The organism is Streptococcus sp. HMSC034E03, assembly GCF_001811505.1.
In the GTDB taxonomy this organism is placed as follows: Bacteria; Bacillota; Bacilli; order Lactobacillales; family Streptococcaceae; genus Streptococcus.
Map to the genome: position 1 here is coordinate 1 of NZ_KV804987.1, position 22,878 is coordinate 22,878.

The window sequence follows — 22,878 nt, forward strand, 5'->3', positions numbered from 1 at the left end:
ACAAACCACCCGTTTGACGGGTGGTCATGATTTAAAAGTAATTAGCTGTCAGTCAAACTAAAATGGCTTAAGAGAATATCCCTCAGCCATTTTATTCTAACCTAATTGATTTTGTTTTTTTCTGGATTCCAGATAAAGCTTGCGATAAAGCTAAAGATGATGGTAACAATTGCAACTAAGACAGCAACAATCAGTGCTGGTATGCGAATAAACCCCCACAAAGGATTTGGTTTTTTATTGTTGTGCCATTGTTTCGTTTCCTCATCTAAACGTTGGAATTCAGATTGGATGCGGTCTGCAACCATCTCAATACCTTCATCATTCATTTTTTTGATGTCAGAAATATCAATAGGATTTCCAAAGTTCATGTCGACACGTTCACGACTAATGAGGCCTTTTAAAGTCATCGGACCAGTGTAGGTAACTGGCATGATACGTACTTTGGCCATTTTAGCGATGAGAGCAACACCACCTTTAACATCGTTGGAATGACGACTGCCACTTGGAAACATGATGAGAGAGCGGTCGCTCTTTTTAAGAACATTGATAGGGTATTTGATAGCAGAAGAACCTGGGTTATCACGGTCGATAGGGAAAGCACCACACATGCGAATCCACCAACCAAAGATACGGTTGGTAAAGAGTTCTTTTTTTGCCATAAAGACAAATTGCTTTGGTTTTGTTGCAAAAGCCATATAGACTGGATCCCACCAGGTACGGTGTGGCGCAACAAGGATATAATTTTCATCTAAACTTGGAATTTTTTCAGTATTGTGAAAGTGAGCATTTCCATTGATTGACCATAGAATCAACATAACCAGCCCACGCAGATAAGTATAAAACATGATGTCTCCTTCAGTTTTCTTTCTTTTATTATACCTTATCATACCAGGACAGGCAAATGTTTTTTTGTATAGGCTGAACAGCTTTTTATATGAAATTAGAAATATTCAAAAAAAAATGATATGATAGAGTTTATGGATAAAAATAAAATGATGGGATTAAGCCAATCAGAAGTCAAAGATCGTCAGAAACAGGGACAGGTCAATGATTTCCAAGCTTCAGCTAGTACTAGTACATGGCAGATTGTGAAGAGAAATGTCTTTACTTTATTCAATGCTTTAAACTTTGCCATTGCCCTAGCGCTCGCCTTTGTTCAAGCTTGGAGCAACCTAGTTTTCTTTGCGGTTATCTGTTTTAATGCATTTTCTGGGATTGTAACTGAGCTACGAGCTAAACATATGGTTGATAAACTCAATCTCTTGAATAAAGAAAAAATTACGACAATTCGTGATGGACAAGAGATCGCTTTGGACCCCGAAGAACTTGTTTTAGATGATGTTATTCGCTTGTCAGCAGGAGATCAGATTCCAAGTGATGCCATTGTATTAGAAGGTTTTGCAGAAGTCAATGAAGCCATGTTAACGGGTGAGAGCGACTTGGTGCAAAAAGATGTAGAAGACTTAATGCTGTCAGGAAGCTTTCTTGCGAGTGGGTCTGTCCTTGCTCAGGTACATCATGTTGGGGCAGATAACTATGCTGCTAAACTCATGCTTGAAGCTAAGACAGTGAAGCCAATTAACTCTCGTATCATGAAATCGCTAGACCGGTTAGCTGGCTTTACTGGGAAAATCATCATTCCTTTTGGTATTGCTCTCTTGCTTGAAGCCTTGGTCTTAAAAGGTCTGCCACTCAAGTCTTCTGTAGTCAATTCATCTACAGCTCTTTTAGGAATGTTGCCTAAGGGAATCGCCCTTTTGACCATCACCTCTCTCTTAACTGCTGTTATCAAGCTTGGGTTGAAAAAGGTTTTGGTGCAGGAGATGTATTCTGTTGAGACCTTGGCGCGAGTAGATATGCTCTGCTTGGATAAGACAGGGACAATCACCCAAGGGAAGATGCAGGTTGAGACGGTCCTTCCTCTTACTCCAGCTTATAATAAAGATACCATTGCCAAAATACTAACTAGTTATATGGCACACAGTGAGGATAAAAATCCAACTGCCCAAGCTATTCGAAAGCGTTTTGCGGGAGAGATAGCTTATCCGATGATTTCTAGCCTTCCATTTTCAAGTGATCGAAAATGGGGAGCAATGGAGTTGGAAGGTCTAGGAACTGTTTTCCTAGGCGCACCGGAGATGTTGTTGGATGCTGAAGTTCCTGAAGCTAGAGAAGCTCTTGAACGAGGATCTCGTGTCTTGGTGTTAGCGCTCAGTCAAGAAAAACTTGACCATCACAAGCCACAAAAGCCATCTGATATTCAGGCTTTGGCTTTACTTGAGATTCTAGATCCGATTCGAGAAGGTGCTGCTGAGACGCTAGACTATCTTCGTTCTCAGGAAGTGGGATTGAAAATTATCTCTGGTGATAATCCAGTCACTGTTTCAAGTATTGCTCAAAAAGCAGGTTTTGCAGACTATCAGAGCTATGTAGATTGTTCGAAAATTATTGATGAAGAATTAATAGCCATGGCTGAGGAAACAGCTATTTTCGGACGTGTTTCACCTCATCAAAAGAAACTCATCATCCAAACTCTGAAAAAAACAGGACATACTACAGCAATGACAGGGGATGGTGTCAATGATATCCTAGCTCTCCGTGAGGCAGATTGTTCCATTGTTATGGCTGAGGGAGACCCAGCAACTCGTCAGATTGCAAATCTGGTCCTCTTGAATTCAGATTTCAATGATGTTCCTGAGATTCTCTTCGAAGGTCGTCGTGTGGTCAATAACATTGCCCACATTGCTCCGATTTTCTTGATTAAGACAATCTATTCCTTCTTGCTAGCAGTTATCTGTATTGCTAGTGCTTTGTTGGGACGTACTGAATGGATTTTGATTTTCCCGTTCATTCCCATTCAGATTACCATGATTGACCAGTTTGTGGAAGGATTCCCACCGTTTGTATTAACTTTTGAACGAAATATCAAACCTGTGGAACAAAACTTCCTCAGAAAATCCATGCTTCGAGCTTTACCAAGTGCCTTGATGGTAGTCTTTAGTGTTCTCTTTGTTAAAATTTTTGGAACCAGTCAAGGTTGGTCAGCCATTGAAATTTCGACACTTTTGTATTATCTATTGGCATCGATTGGTTTCATGTCTGTAGTTAGAGCTTGCTTGCCATTTAGCCTGTGGCGTGTGCTATTGATTATTTGGTCAGTTGGAGGTTTCCTTGGAACAGCCCTATTTCCAAGAATTCAAAAACTACTGGAAATTTCAACCCTTACAGGTCAAACATTGCCTATCTATGGCATTATGATGCTCGTCTTTATTGTGATTTTCATACTGACAAGTCGTTATCAAGTTAAAAGATAAAGAAAGACTGCAATCCATGATTGCGGTCTTTTTTAGGTACAGGATTGCCAGATAAAATATGGTATAATTAAAGGGAAATAGAGTTTTTGAAAGTGAGAGAAGATGATTTCAAAGAGATTAGAAACAGTAGCTTCTTTTGTTCCCCAAGGAGCTGTTTTGCTGGACGTCGGTAGCGACCATGCTTATTTACCTATTGAATTAGTTGAAAAAGGTCATATTGAAGCTGCCATCGCGGGTGAAGTTGTAGAGGGACCCTATCAGTCTGCAGTTAGAAATGTTGAAAGTCATGGCTTGACTGAGAAAATTCAGGTTCGTTTAGCCAATGGTTTAGCAGCTTTCGAAGAAAGTGACCAGGTCTCTGTTATCACTATTGCAGGAATGGGTGGTCGTTTGATTGCTACGATATTAGAAGAGGGTTTGGACAAACTAGCCAATGTTGAGCGATTGATTCTTCAACCTAATAATCGTGAAGATGAGTTGCGTACTTGGTTACAAGAGCATGGATTTCAGATTGTAGCTGAAAGTATTTTAGAGGAAGCTGGAAAATTTTACGAGATTCTAGTAGTGGAAGCTGGGAAAATGAATTTATCAGCTAGCGATATCCGTTTTGGTCCTTTTCTATCTAAAGAAATTAGCCCCGTATTTGTCCAAAAGTGGCAAAGAGAAGCAAGTAAGCTCGAATTTGCCCTTAGTCAAATCCCAGAAAAAAATCATGAAGAACGTCAGGTTCTAGTAGATAAAATTCAAGCCATCAAGGAGGTGCTCCATGAAAGCAAGTGAAGTGATTAACCGATATGAAGCCTATTGTCCTCAAGAATTTTCTATGGAAGGCGATAGTCGTGGTTTGCAGATTGGTACCTTAGACAAGGACATCCAAAAAGTCATGGTTGCCCTTGATATACGTGAAGATACAGTGGCAGAAGCTATTGAAAAGGGTGTAGATTTGATTATCGTCAAGCACGCGCCTATCTTCCGTCCGATAAAGGACTTGGTAGCTAGTCGCCCTCAAAATCAGATTTATATCGACCTCATCAAGCATGATATTGCAGTTTACATCAGCCATACTAATATTGATATCGTTGAAAATGGTCTTAATGACTGGTTCTGCCAACTATTGGATATTAAGGATACAACTTATCTGCAGGAAACAGGTCCTGAACGTGGGATTGGGCGTATTGGAACGATTAGACCTCAAACATTTGAAGAATTTGCCAGTCATGTTAAGGAAGTCTTTGGTCTAGATAGCCTTCGTATGGTGTATTATCATGAGAGTGATTTGCAAAAAACAATCTCAAGAGTGGCTATCTGTGGTGGCAGTGGACAATCTTTCTACTCTGATGCTTTAGAAAAAGGAGCAGATCTTTATATCACTGGTGATATTTATTATCATACTGCCCAGGATATGTTGTCTGACGGTTTGCTGGCATTGGATCCAGGCCACTATATCGAAGTTCTTTTTGTTGAAAAAATTGCAGTGCTCTTGAATGAATGGAAGGAAGAAAATGCTTGGTCTCTAGAAGTTGTCGCAAGTCAGGCTTCTACCAATCCATTCCATCATATCTAGTTAGAAGGTAAAGACAATGAAAAAAGTTGCCATTGTAGGAGCAGGAATTGTAGGGGCAACAGTTGCCTACTATCTCTCTAAGGAAGCAGATGTCGAAGTAACTGTCTTTGATCATGGGTACGGACAAGCTACCAAGGCCGCAGCAGGAATCATCAGTCCTTGGTTCTCTAAACGACGTAATAAAGCTTGGTACAAGATGGCTCGCCTAGGAGCAGACTTTTATGTAGATTTATTAGCTGATTTAGAAAAAACTGGTCAAAAGGTTGATTTCTACCAGTGCTCAGGAGTCTTCCTTCTCAAAAAAGATGATTCCAAGCTCGAGGAACTCTATGACTTAGCCTTGCAACGTAGAGATGAATCTCCCTTAATAGGGGAATTAGCCATTCTGGATCAAACCGCTACAAATAAGTTGTTCCCTGAATTAGAGGGATTTGAAAGATTACTCTATGCTTCTGGAGGAGCTCGAGTAGACGGGCAACTCCTAGTAAGTCGGTTATTGGAAACCAGTCAAGTGAAAGTTATAAAGAAAGAGGTTAGTCTGAAACCTCTATCATCAGGCTATCAGATAGACAATCAAATGTTTGACCAAGTAATTTTATCTACGGGAGCTTGGCTTGGACACATGTTAGATCCCTTAGGATATGAGGTGGATGTTCGTCCTCAAAAAGGACAACTTAGAGATTATCAAGTGAAACAAGACATGGGAACATACCCTGTGGTTATGCCAGAAGGAGAGTGGGATTTGATACCATTTCCAGGCGGTAAATTATCTCTAGGAGCTACCCATGAAAATGACATGGGATTTGACCTAACAGTTGACGAGAATTTGCTCCAACAAATGGAGGAGGCAGCAAGTCCGTTTTATCCTAGCTTAAAGGATGCAATTTTATCTGGTGAACGTGTGGGGATTCGTGCTTATACAAGTGACTTCTCTCCGTTTTTCGGACAAGTGCCAAGCTTGTCAGGAGTATTTGCTGCGAGTGGATTAGGATCGTCAGGATTGACAACCGGTCCTATTATTGGTTATCATCTTGCTCAAATGCTTCAAGGGAGAAGTGGAGTATTGGATCCAGCGGATTATCCGATAGCAAAGTATGTCCAACGAAAAGAAATTGAGTAAATGTTTTACTTTATTTTACGTAATCTTTCGGGGTAGAAAATGACATTCCCCATCAAAAATGGTAAAATGAAAAAAATAATCCTAGAATTGAGGAAAAGAGATGCAAGAAAAGATTTTGGTAACAGGTGGTGCAGGATTTATCGGAACTCACACTGTCATTGAACTGGTCCAAGCTGGACACCAAGTAGTTGTCGTGGATAATTTGGTAAACAGTAGCCGTAAAAGTCTTGAAGTAGTCGAAAGAATCACAGGCGTAGAAATTCCTTTTTACGAAGCTGATATTCGTGATACAGATACACTTCGTGATATTTTCAAACATGAAGAACCAACAGGTGTGATTCATTTTGCTGGTTTGAAGGCTGTAGGGGAATCTACACGTATCCCACTGGCCTACTATGATAACAATATCGCTGGAACTGTCAGTCTCTTGAAAGTTATGGAAGAGACAAACTGTAAGAATATCATCTTCAGTTCATCAGCAACTGTTTATGGAGATCCTCATACAGTTCCAATCCTCGAAGATTTCCCTCTTTCTGCTACTAACCCTTATGGTCGTACTAAGTTGATGCTTGAAGAAATCTTGACAGATATCTATAAAGCTGATTCAGAATGGAACGTTGTTTTACTTCGTTACTTCAACCCAATCGGAGCGCATAAGAGCGGTGATTTGGGTGAAAATCCAAACGGTATTCCAAATAACCTTCTTCCATATGTGACACAAGTCGCAGTTGGCAAATTGGAACAAGTTCAGGTCTTTGGAGATGACTACGATACAGAAGATGGAACAGGTGTTCGTGACTATATCCACGTCGTTGACTTAGCCAAAGGGCACGTTGCAGCCCTTAAGAAGCTTCAAAAAGGTTCAGGTCTAAACATATACAACCTTGGTACAGGAAAAGGTTACTCTGTGCTTGAAATTATCCAAAATATGGAAAAAGCAGTCGGACGTCCTATTCCATACCGTATTGTTGAACGTCGCCCAGGTGATATTGCAGCTTGCTACTCAGATCCAGCAAAAGCTAAGGAAGAGCTAGGATGGGAAGCAGAACTTGGTATTACAGAAATGTGTGAAGACGCATGGCGTTGGCAAAGCAAGCATCCAAATGGATTTGAAGACTAAGATGACGATTTCAATCATAGTCCCATGTTTAAACGAAGAGGAAGTACTTCCTCTTTTTTATCAAACTCTTGAAGCACTGATCCCAGATTTGGGAACAGAAATCGAATACATTTTTGTAGATGATGGTTCGACTGATAAGACTTTGGATGTTTTAAAGGTTTATCGAGAGAAAAATTCTGCAGTACATTATATCTCTTTCTCGCGTAATTTTGGGAAGGAAGCGGCCATATATGCGGGTTTACAACAAGCAACAGGAGATTTGGTGGTAGTTATGGATGCAGACCTTCAGGATCCACCAAGCCTCTTGCTTGAGATGAAAGAACTACTAGACCAGAATCCAGATTTGGACTGCGTTGGAACACGCAGAACCAATCGAGAAGGAGAACCCTTTTTACGTAGTTGCTGCGCTGATCTTTTTTATCGTTTTATGCAAAAAATTAGCCCAGTAGCTCTTCCATCGGGTGTTCGTGATTTTCGGATGATGAGAAGATCAGTTGTGGATGCAGTGTTAGAATTGACAGAATACAATCGCTTTTCCAAAGGACTCTTTGCCTGGGTTGGTTTCCGTACTCACTATCTAGAATACCCTAATGTTGAAAGGCAGGCAGGTAAGACAAGTTGGAGTTTTAGACAACTCTTTTTCTACTCTATTGAAGGGATTGTGAATTTTTCAGATTTTCCTTTGATATTAGCCTTTGTTGCTGGTCTTTCGTCGTGTTTTCTGGCTTTGGTGATGACATTGTTTGTAGTTGTCCGTACTCTCGTACTGGGCAATCCAACTTCTGGTTGGACCTCTCTGATGGCTGTCATTCTATTTCTTGGTGGTGTCCAATTATTGACGATTGGGATTCTTGGAAAATATATCAGTAAAATTTATATGGAAACGAAAAAAAGACCCCTCTATCTGATAAAAGAACAGAGTGAGTCATGATAAGATTTGCTAAAAATAAGTCCTTCAAAAGACTATAATTTTCTGGAAAAATATGCTAAACTAGAGAAAGTGGGATTTGAACATCAAAACACCACTGATGACAAATTAATCTTTGATGAGCGCGCGAGTGGGACACTGTTTCACAGCCTCTAGCAGCTCTTCACTAGCTGGGATGTCTCTCTCTAGTAGATTCGGATCATCATAGAAACGCACAATACCATTATCATGGTAATCAAATAAATCAGAATAGGTTTGGCATAGCCCACAGGCAATGCATCGTTCAGGTATAAGTGTGATTTTCATATTTATATTGTAATAAGAAATTAGAAAAAAAACAAGGAGTAAGGTATGGAAAAGGAACCATGGCAAGAAGATATTTACGACATCGAGGAAAGTCGTTCGGAACGCAGAAGCAGAGGAAATAAGGGAACAGGAGTGGTAGCCAACCGTATTCTAACCATTTTGGCTTGTATTTTCTTTGTTATCGTTGTCGGTATGATTGCTGTTTTAATCTACCTGTCATCTGGTGGAAGTGATCGTACAGCAGCCTTGAAAGATTTTCATGATTCTTCTGCGCCTAAGGTAGAGGAAGTTTCTTCAACGTCATCAAGTAGTTCAGTTGAAGCATCAAGTTCTGAAGCAGGATCAACTTCTTCAAGTAGTTCAGAGGAACATACAAATGCTGAGGGAACCATTACTGTCCTTGCAGGTGAAGGTGAAGCAGCTATTGCAGCTAGAGCAGGCATTTCTATTGCTCAGCTTGAAGCCTTGAACCCTGGTCATATGTCTTCAGGAACTTGGTTTGCAAATCCTGGTGATGTCCTTAAGACAAGATAGGAGTGACGATGAAAACAATTCAGATCGCTATTGATGGACCAGCATCCAGTGGTAAAAGTACAGTAGCCAAGATTATTGCTAAGGACTTTGGATATACCTACTTAGATACAGGTGCCATGTATCGTGCTACGACTTACATCGCTTTGAACAACCAAGTAAGTCCAGAAGAGTCTTCTCGACTTCTTGAATTATTGGAACAATATCCGATTAGCTTTGGTCGTGCTGAAACAGGAGAACAGCTTGTTTTCGTTGGAGACGTTGATGTTACCAATCCAATCCGTGAAAATGAAGTAACCAATGCTGTATCTGCTTTTGCAGCCATTCCAGCTATTCGTGAAAAATTGGTAGCCCTTCAACAAGAAATTGCCCAACAAGGCGGAATCGTCATGGATGGTCGAGATATTGGTACAGTTGTATTACCTCAAGCTGAATTGAAGATTTTTCTTGTTGCTTCAGTGGATGAACGTGCGGAAAGACGTTATAAGGAAAATCTTTCAAAAGGGATCGAAACAGATTTGGAAACTTTGAAAGAAGAGATTGCTGCGCGTGATTATAAGGATAGTCATCGTGAAACTTCTCCTCTTAAACAGGCTGATGATGCAATCTATTTGGACACAACAGGGCTAAGTATTTTAGAAGTTGTCGAAAAAATTAAATCAGAAGCAGTCAAACATTTTTAATTGAAATTTTAACCGATTGACCACGATAGTGGTGAGTCGGTTTTTTAGCAATTTGTCAAATTTTTAATTTTAAGGTATAATAGTCTTTGTTAACGAAAATTTGACAATCAAACCATCATGAAAATAGAAGGAGATAAAATGAACAATCTACCAAATTGCCCAAAATGTAATTCAGAATATGTCTATGAAGACGGAGCCTTGCTAGTCTGCCCAGAGTGTGCTTATGAATGGAATCCTGCTGAGCAAGTAGAGGTTGAAGAAGGCCTTGTTGCTATCGACGCTAATGGAAATAAATTGGCTGATGGAGACACAGTAACCTTGATCAAAGACCTCAAAGTAAAAGGCGCACCAAAAGACCTTAAGCAAGGAACTCGTGTGAAAAACATCCGTATTGTTGAGGGTGACCACAACATCGATTGTAAGATTGATGGTTTTGGTGCTATGAAATTGAAATCAGAATTTGTTAAAAAGATTTAATCATGACTACTTGGAATAAATTTATTTTTTTCAGTCGGACTCTCTTGTTTTTCGCAGCATTTATAGGGGTCTATCTGGAAATTACCAAACGTGGTGGTTTAGGGATGTTGCTTTACTATACAGTCCTTTCCAACCTTTTGGTTGTCATCTTTACAGCTTATCTTTTGTTAAAGATGCGTAGTGGCGGTGATAGTTGGCAAAGTCCTGGAATTCTACGTCTCAAAGGTGGTGTCACTATGAGTATCATGATTACTTGTGTCATCTATCATTTCATGCTAGCTCCCTTGACGACAGATTTTTACCGTTTGGAAAATTTCCTTTGTCATTATATCGTACCTCTCTGGTTTTTAGCAGATACAATTATTTTTGATAAGAGTCGTCAATATAAGTGGTTTGATCCCATGCTTTGGACCAGCCTTCCTTTGTTTTATATGATTTTTGCCATCTTAAACGGTTTTGTTCTAAAGATGGATGTCCCTAACGCTAAGGATAGTCCCTTCCCTTATTTCTTTTTGAATGCTACCAAACATGGTTGGGGCTTTGTCTTTAGATGGGCAGCTACTATCTTTGTTGCCTATATGGTTTCAGGATATCTGTTTTATCTTGTTAAAAACATTAAAAAATCTAAGAAATAAGAGTACCTTATATGGGTACTTTTTTAATGATTGAGATAATTGTACCCAGACAAATCGATTTTTTTTATCTTGTACTTGAGTCATTTCTACCTTAAAATAAAATTGTAGCTACCAATACAACTATTGAGGAAGAGAAAATGACTGAAAATCGTTATGAATTAAATAAAAATTTGGCTCAGATGCTTAAAGGTGGCGTCATTATGGACGTTCAAAACCCTGAACAAGCAAGAATTGCAGAGGCTGCAGGTGCAGCAGCGGTTATGGCCTTGGAGCGAATCCCAGCGGATATTCGTGCAGCTGGTGGTGTCTCTCGTATGAGTGATCCAAAGATGATTAAGGAAATCCAAGACGCAGTCAGCATTCCAGTTATGGCCAAGGTTCGAATTGGGCATTTTGTTGAAGCACAGATTTTAGAAGCCATCGAGATTGACTATATCGATGAGAGTGAAGTGCTATCTCCAGCTGACGATCGTTTCCATGTGAACAAGAAAGAATTTCAAGTTCCTTTTGTTTGTGGTGCTAAAGACCTAGGAGAAGCCTTGCGTCGTATCGTTGAAGGAGCATCGATGATCCGTACAAAAGGGGAACCTGGAACAGGAGATATCGTTCAGGCAGTCCGTCATATGCGCATGATGAATCAAGAAATTCGTCGCATTCAAAATCTCCGTGAAGATGAACTCTATGTCGCAGCAAAAGAACTCCAAGTTCCGGTAGAATTAGTTCAATACGTCCACGAACATGGGAAATTACCAGTTGTCAACTTTGCAGCTGGAGGAGTTGCAACACCAGCAGATGCTGCTCTCATGATGCAGCTCGGTGCGGAAGGAGTCTTTGTTGGCTCAGGGATTTTCAAGTCAGGTGATCCTGTCAAACGTGCAGCAGCAATTGTCAAGGCAGTTACCAACTATCAAAATCCTCAAATTTTAGCTCAAATCTCAGAAGATTTGGGAGAAGCCATGGTTGGTATCAATGAGAATGAAATCCAAATTCTCATGGCTGAGCGAGGAAAATAGATGAAAATCGGAATATTAGCCTTGCAAGGAGCCTTTGTAGAACACGAGAAAATGCTTGCTCAACTAGGAGTTGAAAGTATTGAGTTGCGAAATCTTGAAGACTTTCAACACCATCAGAGTGACTTGTCAGGTTTGATTTTGCCAGGGGGAGAGTCTACAACGATGGGGAAACTGTTGCGAGATCAGCAGATGCTAATTCCTCTAAGAGAGGCTATTCTCAATGGCTTACCAGTCTTTGGGACTTGTGCTGGTTTGATTCTGCTTGCGAGACAAATCGCTTCTCAAGAGGAAAGTCATCTGGCGACTATGGATATAGTAGTTGAGCGCAATGCCTATGGACGTCAGCTAGGAAGCTTTTATACAGAAGCAGAGTGCAAGGGTGTTGGCAAAATTCCCATGACCTTTATCCGTGGACCTATTATTAATGAAGTTGGTAAGGGTGTTGATGTTCTGGCAGTAGTGAATCATCAAATCGTTGCTGCTCAAGAAAAGAATATGCTAGTGACTTCCTTTCATCCTGAATTGACAAATGATCTTCGCTTGCATCAATACTTTATCAATATGTGCAAATAAAAATAGGTCGGGATTTTCCCGGCCTATTTTTACATGTAATAAACAATGGCAATGTATTGGAGAGCTGAAGCTGCTAGGATGAAGAGGTGCCAAATCATATGGAAGTATGGTTTCTTCTTAGCGTAAAATCCAGCACCAACTGTATAGCAAAGCCCACCTGATACCATAAGAGTCCAAAAGATTGGATTTGTTTGACTGATGATTGCTGGTAGGATAGCCACAACTAACCAACCCATGATGAGGTAGAGCAACAGACTAAATTTTTCATTGACTTTTTTGGCAAAGATTTTATAAAGAATACCAAAAATAGTTGTTCCCCACTGAATGGCGATAATCAGATAACCAAACCAGTTATTCATCAAGGTCAAAACGACAGGAGTATAAGAGCCAGCAATCGCAACATAAATCATGGAATGGTCGATAATGCGCAAGACATACTTATGAGTGGAACCATAAGCCATAGAATGATAAATGGTCGATGAAAGGAACATGAGAAAGAGGCTAATAACGAAAATCGACACCCCAATCGATGATAAAAATCCATGAGCTTCATAACTATATGTCGATGAGATAGGGAGCAAAATCAGCATGATAAGTGCCCCTACAGCATGGGTGACACTGTTTGCTATTTCTTCTCCAAAACTAAGGCGCTTGCTAAGTTTAAAACTAGTATTCATTTGTTTCCTCCTCTTCATTTTCTGTATAGACAAGATCTAGTGTCTGATGATAGAGTTTAACCGTTTGGCAACTTGCTTGGATAATAGGATTGGCTGGGTCAATGTCTTCGTTCATGTAGTCCACAAAAGCGTTGTAAAGCTCTTCTGAGTTAGTCTCTGTGTGTAGGGTATTCAGGGTTTGAGCAATTTCCTGGATTGAAAAAACAGACTTGAGCGTTGTGATAGCAATCAATCGGGCGATTTGTTTGCGTTGGTATTTTTTCTTCTCAGGTTTGCTGATATAGCCGTGTTTGACATAGTTGTTCACCATTGATGCAGTTAAACCTTTCTCTTTAGCAAGAGAAATAGGGGAACAAACTTTATTCACATAAAGTAGGACCTGATCCAAATAGAGATCAATGTTTGGAATTTCGTTCCATTCTGGGTAGGAAAAAGTAGATTTCATTTCCAACTCCTGTTTATCTAGTTTTGATAACTAGATTATAAAATAATAGAAATCAAAAGTCAAGTTTTAACTGCTTGTAGAAAGCCTTAAATTATGCTATGATGAGAGAAACTAGTCAGAAAAGAGGAGATAAGATGGAAATTCGTTTAGCCTTTCCAAACGAAGTAGATGCAATTATGCAAGTGATTGAGGAAGCTAAAAAATGCTTGGCGGAAGCTGATAGCACCCAATGGCAAAATGGTTATCCAAATACTGATACGATTATCGAAGATATTATCTCAGGTCAGGCTTATGTAGCCCTGGAAGAAGGAGAGCTCTTAGCTTATGCAGCAGTAACCAAGAGTCCAGAAAAAGCCTATGAAGCCATTTATGATGGAAGCTGGGAAGGAAGAGAACCAGAATACCTTGTATTTCACCGGATTGCGGTTTCTAGAGATGTCCAAGGGCAAGGTGTTGCCCAGACCTTCTTGGAAGGCTTGATTGAAGGCTTTGATTACCTAGATTTTCGTTCAGATACGCACGCTAAAAACAAAGCCATGCAACATATTTTTGAGAAGCTAGGTTTTAAACAAGTTGGTAAAGTTCCAGTAGATGGGGAACGCTTGGCCTATCAAAAATTAAAATCCAATGCCTAAAAAGTATGTAAAAATGCTCTATGTTTCTCCTGTAGGGGAGCTCTCACTAGTTGCTGATGACCACTACTTGCTTGGCATTTGGTTTCAAGGTCAGAAACATTTTGAGAGAGGTTTGGAAGCTGGGTGTATCGTTGATGTTCCAAGCCATCCAGTTTTGAACCAAGTTGCTTCTTATTTAGATAGCTATTTCTCAGGACAAGACCAGGACCTATCTGAGCTTCCTCTGGCTCCGATTGGAAGTGAATTTGAAAAGAAAGTTTGGTCTTATCTACGGGAAATACCCTTTGGTCAGACTGTTACTTATGGACAAATAGCTAAGGACTTGCAAGTAGCTTCTGCCCAAGCAATCGGAGGAGCAGTAGGGCGCAATCCCTGGTCTATTCTTGTCCCCTGTCACCGTGTGCTAGGTGCTGGAGGACGTCTGACAGGCTATGCTTGGGGACTTGATAAGAAGGCTTGGCTCTTGAATCATGAAGGTGCAAGTTATCAAGAAAGTAAAAAATAGAAAGAGAAAAAATGTTAGAATTTATCGAATATCCAAAATGTACAACTTGTAAAAAAGCCAAAAAAGAGTTAGATCAACTCGGATTAGAGTATAAAGATGTTCATATTGTAGAAGAAACTCCGAGTGAAGAAGTCATTTTAAATTGGCTTGAAACTTCAGAATTTGAGTTGAAGCAATTTTTCAATACTAGTGGTATTAAATACCGTGAACTTGGTTTAAAAGACAAGGTTGGAACTTTATCAAATAAAGAAGCAGCCAAACTCTTGGCCAGTGATGGTATGTTATTAAAACGTCCAATATTAGTGGAGAATGGTGCTGTGAAGCAGATTGGTTATCGTAAAACCTATGACAACTTGGATTTGAAATAGTTTTTTTCTATCTCCTTGATAGGTAAAATATATAACCTCACGCTTTTAAAGTATGATAAACTAGTAGGTAGACAAAGTCTCTTCCGCTCGTAGCAAATATTTTAAATCTAGGCAGAAGTATGATAGAATGATTCATTATCAGGAGAGGATGTTTCTATGAATGTTACAACAATTTTAGCATCAGATTGGTACCAAAACTTGATGCAGTATATTCCAGACGGTAAACTGTTTAGTTTTCGTTCTGTCTTTGATGGGATTCCAAGAATTGTACAACAATTGCCAACAACATTGATGTTGACAGTATTTGGTGCTTTTTTTGGTATAATCTTGGCCTTGGTTTTTGCTATTGTAAAAATTAATCGCGTTAGAATTCTTTATCCATTACAAGCATTCTTTGTTAGTTTCTTAAAAGGGACACCAATCCTAGTGCAGCTGATGTTGACTTACTATGGAATTCCTCTAGCATTAAAAGCGTTGAATCAACAATGGGGAACTGCTTTTAATATAAATGCGATTCCAGCCGCAGCTTTTGCCATTGTAGCTTTTGCTTTTAACGAAGCAGCCTATGCCAGCGAGACCATTCGTGCAGCCATTCTTTCTGTAAATCCAGGGGAGATTGAAGCCGCTCGCAGTCTCGGTATGACGCGTGCGCAAGTCTATCGTCGTGTGATTATTCCCAATGCAGCAGTTGTTGCAACACCAACCTTGATTAATTCTCTAATCGGTTTGACTAAAGGAACTTCCCTAGCCTTTAGTGCAGGTGTTGTGGAAGTTTTTGCCCAAGCTCAGATTTTGGGTGGTGCAGACTATCGTTACTTTGAGCGTTTCATCTCGGTCGCCCTAGTTTATTGGGTAGTGAATATCGCCATTGAAAATCTTGGTCGCTTTATTGAGAAAAAGATGGCAATCGAAGCACCAGATAAAGTGGAAACAGATGTGAAAGGAGACCTTCGCTAATGATTAAGATTTCAAATTTAAGCAAATCCTTTTCAGGTCAAACCGTCTTGGATCATCTGAATTTAGATATTCAAAAAGGAGAAGTTGTTGCCTTGATTGGTTCGTCAGGGGCTGGGAAATCAACTTTTCTTCGTAGCCTAAACTATCTAGAAACTCCTGATAGTGGAAGTATTCAGATTGATGATTTCAAAGTTGATTTTTCTCAAATTACTCAAGATGAAATCTTGACTCTTCGTCGCAAGTTGTCCATGGTGTTCCAACAGTTCAATTTGTTTGAGCGTAGAACCGCCCTAGACAATGTCAAGGAAGGTTTGGTAGTTGTTAAAAAACTATCAGATGAAGAAGCCACTAAGATTGCCAAAGAAGAGTTGGCTAAGGTTGGTCTTTCAGATCGTCAACAGCACTATCCTCGCCACTTATCAGGTGGACAAAAACAACGGGTAGCTTTAGCGCGTGCTTTAGCCATGAAGCCAGCAATCTTGCTCTTGGATGAACCTACTTCAGCACTTGACCCAGAATTAGTTGGTGAGGTAGAAAGATCTATCGCTAATGCAGCTAAATCAGGTCAAACCATGATTTTAGTCAGTCACGATATGTCCTTTGTTTCTCAGGTAGCTGATAAGGTTTTGTTCTTGGATAAAGGAAAGATTATTGAGTCTGGAACACCAGATGAGATTATCAATCATCCTAAAGAAGAACGAACAAAAGAATTCTTTGCTAGTTACAAACGAACCTATATTTGATATAATAGAAGACAAGAAAGACTCAGTTGGCTAGGCTAACTGGGTTTGCTCTTTAAAATTAATAGAAATGAGAGAGAGCATGCTAGTTCAGCTATTTGCTTTGTATTTAGAGAGTTTAGTGTTGACAATTCTACTGGTCTTGATTATTTTGGGACTCTGGATTGGACTTAGAGCTCTGTCGGGGGTTGACAAAACTGCTAAAGCACGTCAAGCCCATCTCTACGATATGATTATGATTGGAGTTTTAACAATTCCAGTATTGTCATTTGCAACCATGAGCATCTTGTTGGTTCTCAAGGCATAAGAGTTGTAAAATGGGATTTAATTCGTTAGAATAAAAATAGTTACAACAAGAAAGAAGGAAAGAGAATGTACGATACGATTATTATCGGGGCAGGTCCTGCTGGGATGACTGCAGCCTTGTACGCAGCACGTAGTAATTTGAAAGTTGCTTTGATTGAAGGTGGACTTCCTGGTGGTCAGATGAATAATACCTCTGACATTGAAAACTATCCAGGTTATGCTAATATCAGTGGTCCTGAATTAGCTGAAAAAATGTTTGAACCTCTTGAAAATTTAGGTGTTGAGCATCTTTATGGCTTTGTTGAAAATGTTGAGGACCATGGGAAATTTAAAAAAGTCGTAACAGACGACCAAGTTTATGAAACTCGCACAGTTATCGTAGCGACAGGTTCTAAGCATCGTCTCTTGGGAGTTCCGGGGGAAGAAGAACTAAATAGCCGTGGTGTTTCTTACTGTGCGGTTTGTGATGGCGCCTTTTTCCGCGACCAAGATTTGTTGGTTGTAGGTGGAGGTGACTCAGCAGTTGAAGAAGCAATCTTCTTAACACGATTTGCTAAGTCTGTAACCATCATTCACCGTCGAGATGAACTACGTGCCCAAAAGGTCTTGCAAGATCGTGCTTTTGCTAATGAAAAAATCAACTTCATTTGGGATTCGGTTGTCAAAGAAATCAAGGGTGAAAACCGTGTTGAGTCGGTTGCCATTGAAAATGTTAAAACAGGACAAGTGACAGAACAAGCCTTTGGTGGTGTCTTCATCTATGTTGGATTGGACCCTGTTAGTAACTTCGTCCAAGAGTTGCAGATTCTAGACCAAGCGGGTTGGATTGTGACAGACGACCACATGAAGACAAGTGTTACAGGTGTCTTTGCGGTTGGGGATGTTCGTCAAAAAGACCTTCGCCAAGTTACAACAGCAGTTGGAGATGGCGCTATTGCAGGTCAAGAGGCCTACAAATATATTACCGAACATTATTAAAAAAGAGGTGGGACAGAAACCGATAGACAAAGTCTCGATTTCGTAGTCCCAGCCCCGCGAGGATGATTAGGAGCTTTTTGGAGTCTAAAAGACGAATAAAAAGTTCAATCAGTTACCGCGTCAAAGTTTGATTGCTAATAAAAAGTGAGGTCGGGATCTTTTGTCCCAACCTCACTTTTTATTAGAGTCGATTTCTAAAGACTTCGTACATGAGAATGGCAGCAGCAACACTGGCATTGAGGCTCTGTACGTGACCATTCATAGGAATGGTGATCATCTCGTCTACTTGTTTCTTGATGTTACTAGAGATACCTTTGCCTTCATTTCCGATGATGAGAGCAATCTTTCCTTTGGTATTCCATTTGTGGCAAGGAGTTCCGTTCATATCAGTACCAAATGTCCAGAAGCCTTCATCCTTGAGTTTGTCCAAGGTTTGACTGAGATTAGTGACTCGGGCAATAGGAACGTGTTCAATCGCACCTGTTGCTGTTTTTGCAACGACAGGAGTGACGCCGACAGCTCGGTGTTTGGGAATGATGACACCTGAAACATTGGTTGCATCCGCTGTTCTCAAGATAGAACCGAGATTATGTGGGTCCGTTAAACCATCAAGGATTAGTAGTAGTGGGTTTTCTTCCTGGCGTGTCTTAGCAAGAATTTGCTCGAGTTCAGTGTAGGCAAATTCAGAAACACGCAAGACAAAACCTTGGTGAACAGCTCCTTCAGTCATCTCAGAAAGTGATTTTTTAGAAGTCCAAGAAATGGATACTTTCTTTTCAGTAGCCAATTCCTTAACTTTTTCCACATTCTTTCCTCGTAAATCTTCCTGAAGGTAGAGTTTGTTTCCAGTATTTGCTAAAAGAGCTTCTGTGACGGCATGAACGCCATAGACAATATCGTTTGTTTTCATATCTTCATTATAACACAAAATCCCGTCTTGCAACGGGATTTTCTTTATTCAAGAATGAGCAAACCATCTTTAACTTCAAATGGGTCTTTTTCATTGATGCGATCGTAGAACATAATGCCATTTAAGTGGTCAATTTCGTGTTGAACTACAATAGAGTTATAGCCCTTAAGTTTGATGCGGTGCTTTTCTCCATCCTTATCAAAATAGTCGACAGTTACTCGAGCGTGGCGGATAACATAACCTGGAACAGCACGGTCAACAGATAAGCAACCTTCCCCTTCGCCTAGGGCAGCATCTTGGACTGAATGTGAGACGATTTTCGGATTGTACATGACAGCCTGTAAATCATAGGCTTCTTGAGGAGTCTCATCTTCCTCAGTGATATTTGGTACCAGTACGGCGATGATGCGTTTTGAGATATCCAGCTGTGGTGCAGCAAGCCCAACACCTCCACGTAGACCTAATTTTTCAGCCATAACAGGATCTTGCGAGTGTTTCAAAAATTGCATCATTTTTTCTCCAAGAATGATATCTTGGTCGCTCAAGGGGAAAGAGACCTCTTCGGCAACGGCACGAAGAGTAGGGTTCCCTTCGCGGATAATATCTTTCATATCGATTAAATGAGCAGCTTTGGTAATTCGTTCTATAGCAGACATATTCTTTCCTTTCCTTTCCTTCTATTACAATTACATGATAACACAAAACAGATGAGAAAGAAAGTCACAGAAGTTGCTAAAAAATAATATAATAAAAGGAAATACCAATTTGTCTGTGGTATAATAAGGTAAGGTGACTTGCATCAAAAAGTAGGGAGAAAAAATTTGGAACAACGTAGTAGAAAAAGAAAAAAAGGTCCTGTTCTACATGCTATTAGACATTCTGTTCGATTTTTCAGGAACTATAAGCAGTGGAACAATCGCACTTTTATTGTGGTCTTGTTAGCTTCGGTAGCTATCTTGATGATTTTTACTTTATTAGTGGAAGGAGTTCGAGGGATTTCTTTAAGCAGTAGTGATCCAAGTGCTGTGCAGAAAAAGTTAAATTCTCAGGAAAAGAATGCAGATACGGAGCAAGAAACAAGTGCGCGTATTATGGCAAATGGGGATTTGCTCTATCATATTCCGATTTATAGAACTGCTCTAAAAGAAGATGGGACTTATGATTTCCATGAAAATTTTGAGTATGTAAAACCATGGCTCAAGCAAGCAGACTTAGTCATTGGTGATTTTGAAGGAACTGTAAATAAAGACCATTATCTCGCAGGTTACCCCTTGTTTAATGCACCTGGTGAAGTCATGGATGCTATAAAGGATGCAGGTTATCAGGTCTTAGACTTGGCTCACAATCATATCTTGGATTCTCAGATTGAGGGAGTTTTTTCAACTGCAGATGCTATCGAAAAAGCTGGAATGACACCAATTGGTGTTTATACCCATGAACCACGAGAGAAAGCACCGATAGTTATCAAGGAAGTCAATGGAATTAAAATTGCCCTTTTAGCCTATTCTTATGGATTTAACGGCATTGAAGAATACATTTCTAAAGAAGACTATGATAATCATCTTTCTGACCTAAATGAAGACAAGATGAAGGCTGAAATTGAACGAGCAGAGAAAGAGGCGGATATTACGGTCATCATGCCTCAGATGGGAATTGAGTACCAATTGGAACCAACTGAAGAACAAAAGATTCTCTATCACAAGATGATTGATTGGGGAGCTGATATTATCTTTGGTGGTCATCCTCACGTAGTTGAGCCTGCTGAAACGGTTGAGAAAGATGGGGACAAGAAACTCATTATCTATTCTATGGGGAATTTCATCTCAAATCAGCGAATTGAGACTATGCAAGATGAGGAAAATGCAAAATGGACAGAACGTGGTGTTCTCATGGATGTGACCATTAAGAAAAAAGCAGGTAAGACTACGATTGAGACGGCTAAAGCACATCCCAGCTGGGTTAATAGGACACCAAAAGGAACTTATTCTCCAGAAGGCTATCCGCTCTATTTGTACCAGACCTACATTTTAGAAGATTTTATAGAGGGTGGGAAATACCGTAGTCAGTTAGATGAAGATACCAAGGAACGGATTGATACAGCCTATAAAGAAATGAACGAGCATGTAGGTTTGAAGTGGTAGTGACATTAAAAGAGGAGCAAGATGGATATTAAGATAATAGCGACGGATATGGATGGTACTTTGTTGGATCCTCAAGGACAATTGGACCTACCACGCCTTGAAAAAATCTTAGACCGACTCGATCAGCGTGGAGTTCGTTTTGTCATTGCAACGGGAAATGAAGTTCATCGAATGCGACAATTACTGAAACATCTAGCAGATAGAGTAGTTCTCGTGGTTGCTAATGGTGCTCGTATATTCGAAAATGATCAATTGATTCAAGTTCAGACTTGGAACGATGCTATGGTTGATAGGGCTTTGGGCCATTTTAAAGGCAGAGAGTGTCAGGATCAGTTTGTCGTAACTGCTATGAATGGCGGTTTTGTCAAGGAAGGAACTGTCTTTACAGAACTTGATAAATTTATGACTCCGGAGATGATTGAGAAATTCTATCAACGGATGCACTTCGTCGATGAATTTGACTCTAAACTCTTCGGTGGTGTTCTCAAGATGAGTATGGTTGTTGGTGAAGAACGATCCGATTCGGTTTTACAGGAAATTAATGACTTGTTTAATGGTCATGTGCGAGCTGTTTCTAGCGGCTACGGCTGTATTGATATTTTACAAGATGGAATTCATAAGGCATGGGGCTTAGAGGAGTTGCTCAAGCGTTGGGAATTGAAACCAGAACAAATCATGGCTTTTGGAGACAGTGAAAATGACATCGAAATGTTAGAGTTGGCAGGAATTTCTTACGCGATGGAAAATGCTGAGGAGTCTGTTAAGGAAGTTGCGACAAAAGTGGCGCCAGCCAACAGTCAGGCAGGTGTTTACCAAGTTTTAGAAAACTGGCTAGAAGAAGGAGAATAACTTGGCAGTACAACTATTAGAGAACTGGCTCTTAAAAGAGCAAGAGAAAATCCAAACCAAGTATCGTGAACTCAATCAGATTTCTGTAATGGAACCAGATATCATTTTTATCGGGGATTCCATTATAGAGTATTATCCCTTGCAAGAATTATTGGGAACGTCAAAAACCATTGTGAACCGAGGGATTCGAGGCTACCAGACTGGACTTTTACAAGAAAATCTTGATGCCCATCTCTATGGCGATGCAGTGGATCAAATTGTGCTTTTGATTGGGACAAATGACATCGGAAAAGATGTTCCAATAAATGAAGCGCTAAACAATCTTGAGAGTGTGATTCAAACTATTTCACGCGACTATCCACTGTCACAGATAAAGCTAGTTTCAATCTTGCCGGTCAATGAGGGGGAGAATTTTAAACAGACAGTTTATATTCGTACCAATGAGAAAATCAATGCCTGGAACCAAGCCTATCAAGACCTTGCCTCTGCCTATATGCAGGTTGAATTTGTGCCTGTTTTTGAGAACTTACTCGATCAAGAGGGGCAACTCAAGGCAGACTATACAACGGATGGTCTTCATCTCAGTGTCGCTGGTTATCAAGCTTTATCAAATACTTTAAAAAAATATATTTTATAGATTCAGTATAGATGAACAAGATTTTTTATGATTAATATTTTTTGTAAAATAAATATGTTGCTAATATTATTAAAAAAATTCTTTCAATGCTAGCAATCTCATGTTAGTTGATGATACCATTCACTTGTCGGAGGATATACTAAATAATAGACCTTGAAAGTATAGTGAAGTGAAATAAAATCTGGATAAATTGATTAAGGAAGTCAAATCAATTTCTCGCAATGTTTTAGAAGTCACAGTGCACTATTCTGTATGCAATCTACTATCTGCTCTTCATTTGACAATTCGATACAATAAAAAGCTCCATAATATCTATAGGAATTTGCCTATTACAAATATTATCGAGCTTTTTTGGCTCTTTCCTACTATTTGTCAAGTCTATCAAGGTTTTAAGAATCAAATGAGACAAGACAGTAGCTGTTTTGAGGCTACTGTCATATTTTCAACAAAAATAAATCGTTTTCAC

Annotated in this window: 28 protein-coding genes; 22 read left to right on the forward strand and 6 right to left on the reverse strand. The window is 39.8% G+C overall.

Features of this window, described 5'->3' with window-relative positions; all coding sequences use genetic code 11:
• Nucleotides 1-101: 101 nt before the first annotated feature.
• Nucleotides 102-845, reverse strand: coding sequence for a lysophospholipid acyltransferase family protein (locus HMPREF2805_RS05820; protein ID WP_075231783.1), 744 nt, complete (start codon nucleotides 843-845; stop codon nucleotides 102-104).
• 132 nt (nucleotides 846-977) lie between these two features.
• Here HMPREF2805_RS05820 and HMPREF2805_RS05825 point away from each other — a divergent pair, with 132 nt between their 5' ends.
• From HMPREF2805_RS05825 to HMPREF2805_RS05850, 6 genes are all read left to right on the forward strand, one after another.
• Entirely contained in the window at nucleotides 978-3,314 is a 2,337-nt protein-coding gene (locus HMPREF2805_RS05825; RefSeq protein ID WP_075231784.1) for a cation-translocating P-type ATPase, read from the forward strand.
• 102 nt (nucleotides 3,315-3,416) lie between these two features.
• Nucleotides 3,417-4,094: a tRNA (adenine(22)-N(1))-methyltransferase gene (locus HMPREF2805_RS05830; protein WP_075231785.1), complete on the forward strand. Its 678-nt coding sequence runs from the start codon at nucleotides 3,417-3,419 to the stop codon at nucleotides 4,092-4,094.
• A complete protein-coding gene (locus HMPREF2805_RS05835; protein ID WP_075231786.1) occupies nucleotides 4,081-4,878 on the forward strand; it encodes a Nif3-like dinuclear metal center hexameric protein in 798 nt (265 codons plus the stop codon). Before HMPREF2805_RS05830 ends, HMPREF2805_RS05835 begins: the two co-directional genes overlap by 14 nt.
• A 16-nt stretch (nucleotides 4,879-4,894) precedes the next feature.
• Nucleotides 4,895-5,998 (forward strand): NAD(P)/FAD-dependent oxidoreductase, encoded by a 1,104-nt coding sequence (locus HMPREF2805_RS05840; RefSeq protein ID WP_075231787.1) that lies wholly within the window; start codon nucleotides 4,895-4,897, stop codon nucleotides 5,996-5,998.
• A 100-nt stretch (nucleotides 5,999-6,098) separates the two neighbouring features.
• Entirely contained in the window at nucleotides 6,099-7,118 is a 1,020-nt protein-coding gene (gene galE, locus HMPREF2805_RS05845; RefSeq protein WP_045762906.1) for a UDP-glucose 4-epimerase GalE, read from the forward strand.
• The gene (locus HMPREF2805_RS05850; RefSeq protein WP_083301290.1) at nucleotides 7,102-8,049 is read left to right on the forward strand and encodes a glycosyltransferase family 2 protein; all 948 of its coding nucleotides are present in this window, start codon (nucleotides 7,102-7,104) and stop codon (nucleotides 8,047-8,049) included. The genes galE and HMPREF2805_RS05850 overlap by 17 nt, the downstream gene beginning before the upstream one ends.
• 105 nt (nucleotides 8,050-8,154) lie before the next feature.
• Here HMPREF2805_RS05850 and HMPREF2805_RS10685 read toward each other — a convergent pair whose 3' ends face one another.
• The gene (locus tag HMPREF2805_RS10685) at nucleotides 8,155-8,352 is read right to left on the reverse strand and encodes a ferredoxin (protein WP_075230460.1); all 198 of its coding nucleotides are present in this window, start codon (nucleotides 8,350-8,352) and stop codon (nucleotides 8,155-8,157) included.
• A 45-nt stretch (nucleotides 8,353-8,397) separates the two neighbouring features.
• Here HMPREF2805_RS10685 and HMPREF2805_RS05855 point away from each other — a divergent pair, with 45 nt between their 5' ends.
• From HMPREF2805_RS05855 to pdxT, 6 genes are all read left to right on the forward strand, one after another.
• Nucleotides 8,398-8,886: an SAG1386/EF1546 family surface-associated protein gene (locus HMPREF2805_RS05855; protein ID WP_075231789.1), complete on the forward strand. Its 489-nt coding sequence runs from the start codon at nucleotides 8,398-8,400 to the stop codon at nucleotides 8,884-8,886.
• 8 nt (nucleotides 8,887-8,894) lie between these two features.
• Nucleotides 8,895-9,566, forward strand: coding sequence for a (d)CMP kinase (cmk, locus tag HMPREF2805_RS05860; protein ID WP_075231790.1), 672 nt, complete (start codon nucleotides 8,895-8,897; stop codon nucleotides 9,564-9,566).
• A gap of 138 nt (nucleotides 9,567-9,704) precedes the next feature.
• Nucleotides 9,705-10,043, forward strand: a complete 339-nt coding sequence (locus HMPREF2805_RS05865; protein WP_049548267.1) for a zinc ribbon domain-containing protein YjdM — start codon at nucleotides 9,705-9,707, stop codon at nucleotides 10,041-10,043.
• A 2-nt stretch (nucleotides 10,044-10,045) separates the two neighbouring features.
• Nucleotides 10,046-10,678: a Pr6Pr family membrane protein gene (locus HMPREF2805_RS05870; protein ID WP_075231791.1), complete on the forward strand. Its 633-nt coding sequence runs from the start codon at nucleotides 10,046-10,048 to the stop codon at nucleotides 10,676-10,678.
• Nucleotides 10,679-10,815: 137 nt separating this feature from the next.
• On the forward strand, nucleotides 10,816-11,691 hold the full coding sequence (gene pdxS, locus HMPREF2805_RS05875) for a pyridoxal 5'-phosphate synthase lyase subunit PdxS (RefSeq protein ID WP_070459652.1): 876 nt from the start codon (nucleotides 10,816-10,818) through the stop codon (nucleotides 11,689-11,691).
• Nucleotides 11,692-12,264 (forward strand): pyridoxal 5'-phosphate synthase glutaminase subunit PdxT, encoded by a 573-nt coding sequence (gene pdxT / locus HMPREF2805_RS05880; protein ID WP_075231792.1) that lies wholly within the window; start codon nucleotides 11,692-11,694, stop codon nucleotides 12,262-12,264.
• Nucleotides 12,265-12,293: 29 nt separating this feature from the next.
• Here the strand turns inward: pdxT and HMPREF2805_RS05885 are convergent, their stop codons facing one another.
• Together HMPREF2805_RS05885 and HMPREF2805_RS05890 are read right to left on the reverse strand one after the other, a co-directional pair.
• Nucleotides 12,294-12,941: a PAQR family membrane homeostasis protein TrhA gene (locus HMPREF2805_RS05885; RefSeq protein WP_075231793.1), complete on the reverse strand. Its 648-nt coding sequence runs from the start codon at nucleotides 12,939-12,941 to the stop codon at nucleotides 12,294-12,296.
• Nucleotides 12,931-13,386, reverse strand: coding sequence for a DUF1836 domain-containing protein (locus HMPREF2805_RS05890; RefSeq protein ID WP_075231794.1), 456 nt, complete (start codon nucleotides 13,384-13,386; stop codon nucleotides 12,931-12,933). Before HMPREF2805_RS05890 ends, HMPREF2805_RS05885 begins: the two co-directional genes overlap by 11 nt.
• A gap of 134 nt (nucleotides 13,387-13,520) precedes the next feature.
• Here HMPREF2805_RS05890 and HMPREF2805_RS05895 point away from each other — a divergent pair, with 134 nt between their 5' ends.
• The 7 genes from HMPREF2805_RS05895 to trxB all read left to right on the forward strand — a co-directional run bounded on the left by HMPREF2805_RS05895 (nucleotide 13,521) and on the right by trxB (nucleotide 17,875).
• Nucleotides 13,521-14,021: a GNAT family N-acetyltransferase gene (locus tag HMPREF2805_RS05895; protein ID WP_075231795.1), complete on the forward strand. Its 501-nt coding sequence runs from the start codon at nucleotides 13,521-13,523 to the stop codon at nucleotides 14,019-14,021.
• Nucleotides 14,014-14,526, forward strand: coding sequence for a methylated-DNA--[protein]-cysteine S-methyltransferase (locus HMPREF2805_RS05900; RefSeq protein WP_075231796.1), 513 nt, complete (start codon nucleotides 14,014-14,016; stop codon nucleotides 14,524-14,526). Before HMPREF2805_RS05895 ends, HMPREF2805_RS05900 begins: the two co-directional genes overlap by 8 nt.
• An 11-nt stretch (nucleotides 14,527-14,537) precedes the next feature.
• Nucleotides 14,538-14,894 carry a Spx/MgsR family RNA polymerase-binding regulatory protein gene (locus HMPREF2805_RS05905; RefSeq protein WP_075231797.1) on the forward strand — a complete coding sequence of 119 codons (357 nt, stop codon included), beginning with the start codon at nucleotides 14,538-14,540 and terminating at the stop codon, nucleotides 14,892-14,894.
• A gap of 156 nt (nucleotides 14,895-15,050) precedes the next feature.
• On the forward strand, nucleotides 15,051-15,851 hold the full coding sequence (locus HMPREF2805_RS05910; RefSeq protein ID WP_075231798.1) for an amino acid ABC transporter permease: 801 nt from the start codon (nucleotides 15,051-15,053) through the stop codon (nucleotides 15,849-15,851).
• Nucleotides 15,851-16,594: an amino acid ABC transporter ATP-binding protein gene (locus tag HMPREF2805_RS05915; RefSeq protein WP_045762917.1), complete on the forward strand. Its 744-nt coding sequence runs from the start codon at nucleotides 15,851-15,853 to the stop codon at nucleotides 16,592-16,594. The genes HMPREF2805_RS05910 and HMPREF2805_RS05915 overlap by 1 nt, the downstream gene beginning before the upstream one ends.
• Before the next feature lie 79 nt (nucleotides 16,595-16,673).
• Complete coding sequence (locus tag HMPREF2805_RS05920) at nucleotides 16,674-16,898, forward strand: DUF4059 family protein (RefSeq protein ID WP_000960970.1); 225 nt, start codon at nucleotides 16,674-16,676, stop codon at nucleotides 16,896-16,898.
• 65 nt (nucleotides 16,899-16,963) lie between these two features.
• The gene (gene trxB / locus HMPREF2805_RS05925) at nucleotides 16,964-17,875 is read left to right on the forward strand and encodes a thioredoxin-disulfide reductase (RefSeq protein WP_075231799.1); all 912 of its coding nucleotides are present in this window, start codon (nucleotides 16,964-16,966) and stop codon (nucleotides 17,873-17,875) included.
• Between the two features lie 181 nt (nucleotides 17,876-18,056).
• Here the strand turns inward: trxB and rlmB are convergent, their stop codons facing one another.
• Nucleotides 18,057-18,785: a 23S rRNA (guanosine(2251)-2'-O)-methyltransferase RlmB gene (gene rlmB, locus HMPREF2805_RS05930; RefSeq protein WP_000855759.1), complete on the reverse strand. Its 729-nt coding sequence runs from the start codon at nucleotides 18,783-18,785 to the stop codon at nucleotides 18,057-18,059.
• 44 nt (nucleotides 18,786-18,829) lie between these two features.
• Nucleotides 18,830-19,441: a peptide deformylase gene (gene def / locus HMPREF2805_RS05935; protein WP_075231800.1), complete on the reverse strand. Its 612-nt coding sequence runs from the start codon at nucleotides 19,439-19,441 to the stop codon at nucleotides 18,830-18,832.
• Between the two features lie 165 nt (nucleotides 19,442-19,606).
• Between def and HMPREF2805_RS05940 the strand changes: the two genes are divergently transcribed.
• The 3 genes from HMPREF2805_RS05940 to HMPREF2805_RS05950 are packed head-to-tail and all read left to right on the forward strand — an operon-like array spanning nucleotide 19,607 to nucleotide 22,412.
• On the forward strand, nucleotides 19,607-20,926 hold the full coding sequence (locus HMPREF2805_RS05940) for a CapA family protein (RefSeq protein WP_075231801.1): 1,320 nt from the start codon (nucleotides 19,607-19,609) through the stop codon (nucleotides 20,924-20,926).
• Between the two features lie 21 nt (nucleotides 20,927-20,947).
• Nucleotides 20,948-21,775 carry an HAD family hydrolase gene (locus tag HMPREF2805_RS05945; RefSeq protein WP_075231802.1) on the forward strand — a complete coding sequence of 276 codons (828 nt, stop codon included), beginning with the start codon at nucleotides 20,948-20,950 and terminating at the stop codon, nucleotides 21,773-21,775.
• A gap of 1 nt (nucleotide 21,776) precedes the next feature.
• The gene (locus tag HMPREF2805_RS05950; protein ID WP_075231803.1) at nucleotides 21,777-22,412 is read left to right on the forward strand and encodes an SGNH/GDSL hydrolase family protein; all 636 of its coding nucleotides are present in this window, start codon (nucleotides 21,777-21,779) and stop codon (nucleotides 22,410-22,412) included.
• Nucleotides 22,413-22,878: the final 466 nt, after the last annotated feature.

What these genes read in the sequence shown, in the direction of transcription:
- HMPREF2805_RS05820 (WP_075231783.1), bottom strand. Translation starts at nt 845, where the DNA reads ATGTTTTATACTTATCTGCGTGGGCTGGTTATGTTGATTCTATGGTCA.
- HMPREF2805_RS05825 (WP_075231784.1), top strand. Translation starts at nt 978, where the DNA reads ATGGATAAAAATAAAATGATGGGATTAAGCCAATCAGAAGTCAAAGAT.
- HMPREF2805_RS05830 (WP_075231785.1), top strand. Translation starts at nt 3,417, where the DNA reads ATGATTTCAAAGAGATTAGAAACAGTAGCTTCTTTTGTTCCCCAAGGA.
- HMPREF2805_RS05835 (WP_075231786.1), top strand. Translation starts at nt 4,081, where the DNA reads ATGAAAGCAAGTGAAGTGATTAACCGATATGAAGCCTATTGTCCTCAA.
- HMPREF2805_RS05840 (WP_075231787.1), top strand. Translation starts at nt 4,895, where the DNA reads ATGAAAAAAGTTGCCATTGTAGGAGCAGGAATTGTAGGGGCAACAGTT.
- galE (WP_045762906.1), top strand. Translation starts at nt 6,099, where the DNA reads ATGCAAGAAAAGATTTTGGTAACAGGTGGTGCAGGATTTATCGGAACT.
- HMPREF2805_RS05850 (WP_083301290.1), top strand. Translation starts at nt 7,102, where the DNA reads ATGGATTTGAAGACTAAGATGACGATTTCAATCATAGTCCCATGTTTA.
- HMPREF2805_RS10685 (WP_075230460.1), bottom strand. Translation starts at nt 8,352, where the DNA reads ATGAAAATCACACTTATACCTGAACGATGCATTGCCTGTGGGCTATGC.
- HMPREF2805_RS05855 (WP_075231789.1), top strand. Translation starts at nt 8,398, where the DNA reads ATGGAAAAGGAACCATGGCAAGAAGATATTTACGACATCGAGGAAAGT.
- cmk (WP_075231790.1), top strand. Translation starts at nt 8,895, where the DNA reads ATGAAAACAATTCAGATCGCTATTGATGGACCAGCATCCAGTGGTAAA.
- HMPREF2805_RS05865 (WP_049548267.1), top strand. Translation starts at nt 9,705, where the DNA reads ATGAACAATCTACCAAATTGCCCAAAATGTAATTCAGAATATGTCTAT.
- HMPREF2805_RS05870 (WP_075231791.1), top strand. Translation starts at nt 10,046, where the DNA reads ATGACTACTTGGAATAAATTTATTTTTTTCAGTCGGACTCTCTTGTTT.
- pdxS (WP_070459652.1), top strand. Translation starts at nt 10,816, where the DNA reads ATGACTGAAAATCGTTATGAATTAAATAAAAATTTGGCTCAGATGCTT.
- pdxT (WP_075231792.1), top strand. Translation starts at nt 11,692, where the DNA reads ATGAAAATCGGAATATTAGCCTTGCAAGGAGCCTTTGTAGAACACGAG.
- HMPREF2805_RS05885 (WP_075231793.1), bottom strand. Translation starts at nt 12,941, where the DNA reads ATGAATACTAGTTTTAAACTTAGCAAGCGCCTTAGTTTTGGAGAAGAA.
- HMPREF2805_RS05890 (WP_075231794.1), bottom strand. Translation starts at nt 13,386, where the DNA reads ATGAAATCTACTTTTTCCTACCCAGAATGGAACGAAATTCCAAACATT.
- HMPREF2805_RS05895 (WP_075231795.1), top strand. Translation starts at nt 13,521, where the DNA reads ATGGAAATTCGTTTAGCCTTTCCAAACGAAGTAGATGCAATTATGCAA.
- HMPREF2805_RS05900 (WP_075231796.1), top strand. Translation starts at nt 14,014, where the DNA reads ATGCCTAAAAAGTATGTAAAAATGCTCTATGTTTCTCCTGTAGGGGAG.
- HMPREF2805_RS05905 (WP_075231797.1), top strand. Translation starts at nt 14,538, where the DNA reads ATGTTAGAATTTATCGAATATCCAAAATGTACAACTTGTAAAAAAGCC.
- HMPREF2805_RS05910 (WP_075231798.1), top strand. Translation starts at nt 15,051, where the DNA reads ATGAATGTTACAACAATTTTAGCATCAGATTGGTACCAAAACTTGATG.
- HMPREF2805_RS05915 (WP_045762917.1), top strand. Translation starts at nt 15,851, where the DNA reads ATGATTAAGATTTCAAATTTAAGCAAATCCTTTTCAGGTCAAACCGTC.
- HMPREF2805_RS05920 (WP_000960970.1), top strand. Translation starts at nt 16,674, where the DNA reads ATGCTAGTTCAGCTATTTGCTTTGTATTTAGAGAGTTTAGTGTTGACA.
- trxB (WP_075231799.1), top strand. Translation starts at nt 16,964, where the DNA reads ATGTACGATACGATTATTATCGGGGCAGGTCCTGCTGGGATGACTGCA.
- rlmB (WP_000855759.1), bottom strand. Translation starts at nt 18,785, where the DNA reads ATGAAAACAAACGATATTGTCTATGGCGTTCATGCCGTCACAGAAGCT.
- def (WP_075231800.1), bottom strand. Translation starts at nt 19,441, where the DNA reads ATGTCTGCTATAGAACGAATTACCAAAGCTGCTCATTTAATCGATATG.
- HMPREF2805_RS05945 (WP_075231802.1), top strand. Translation starts at nt 20,948, where the DNA reads ATGGATATTAAGATAATAGCGACGGATATGGATGGTACTTTGTTGGAT.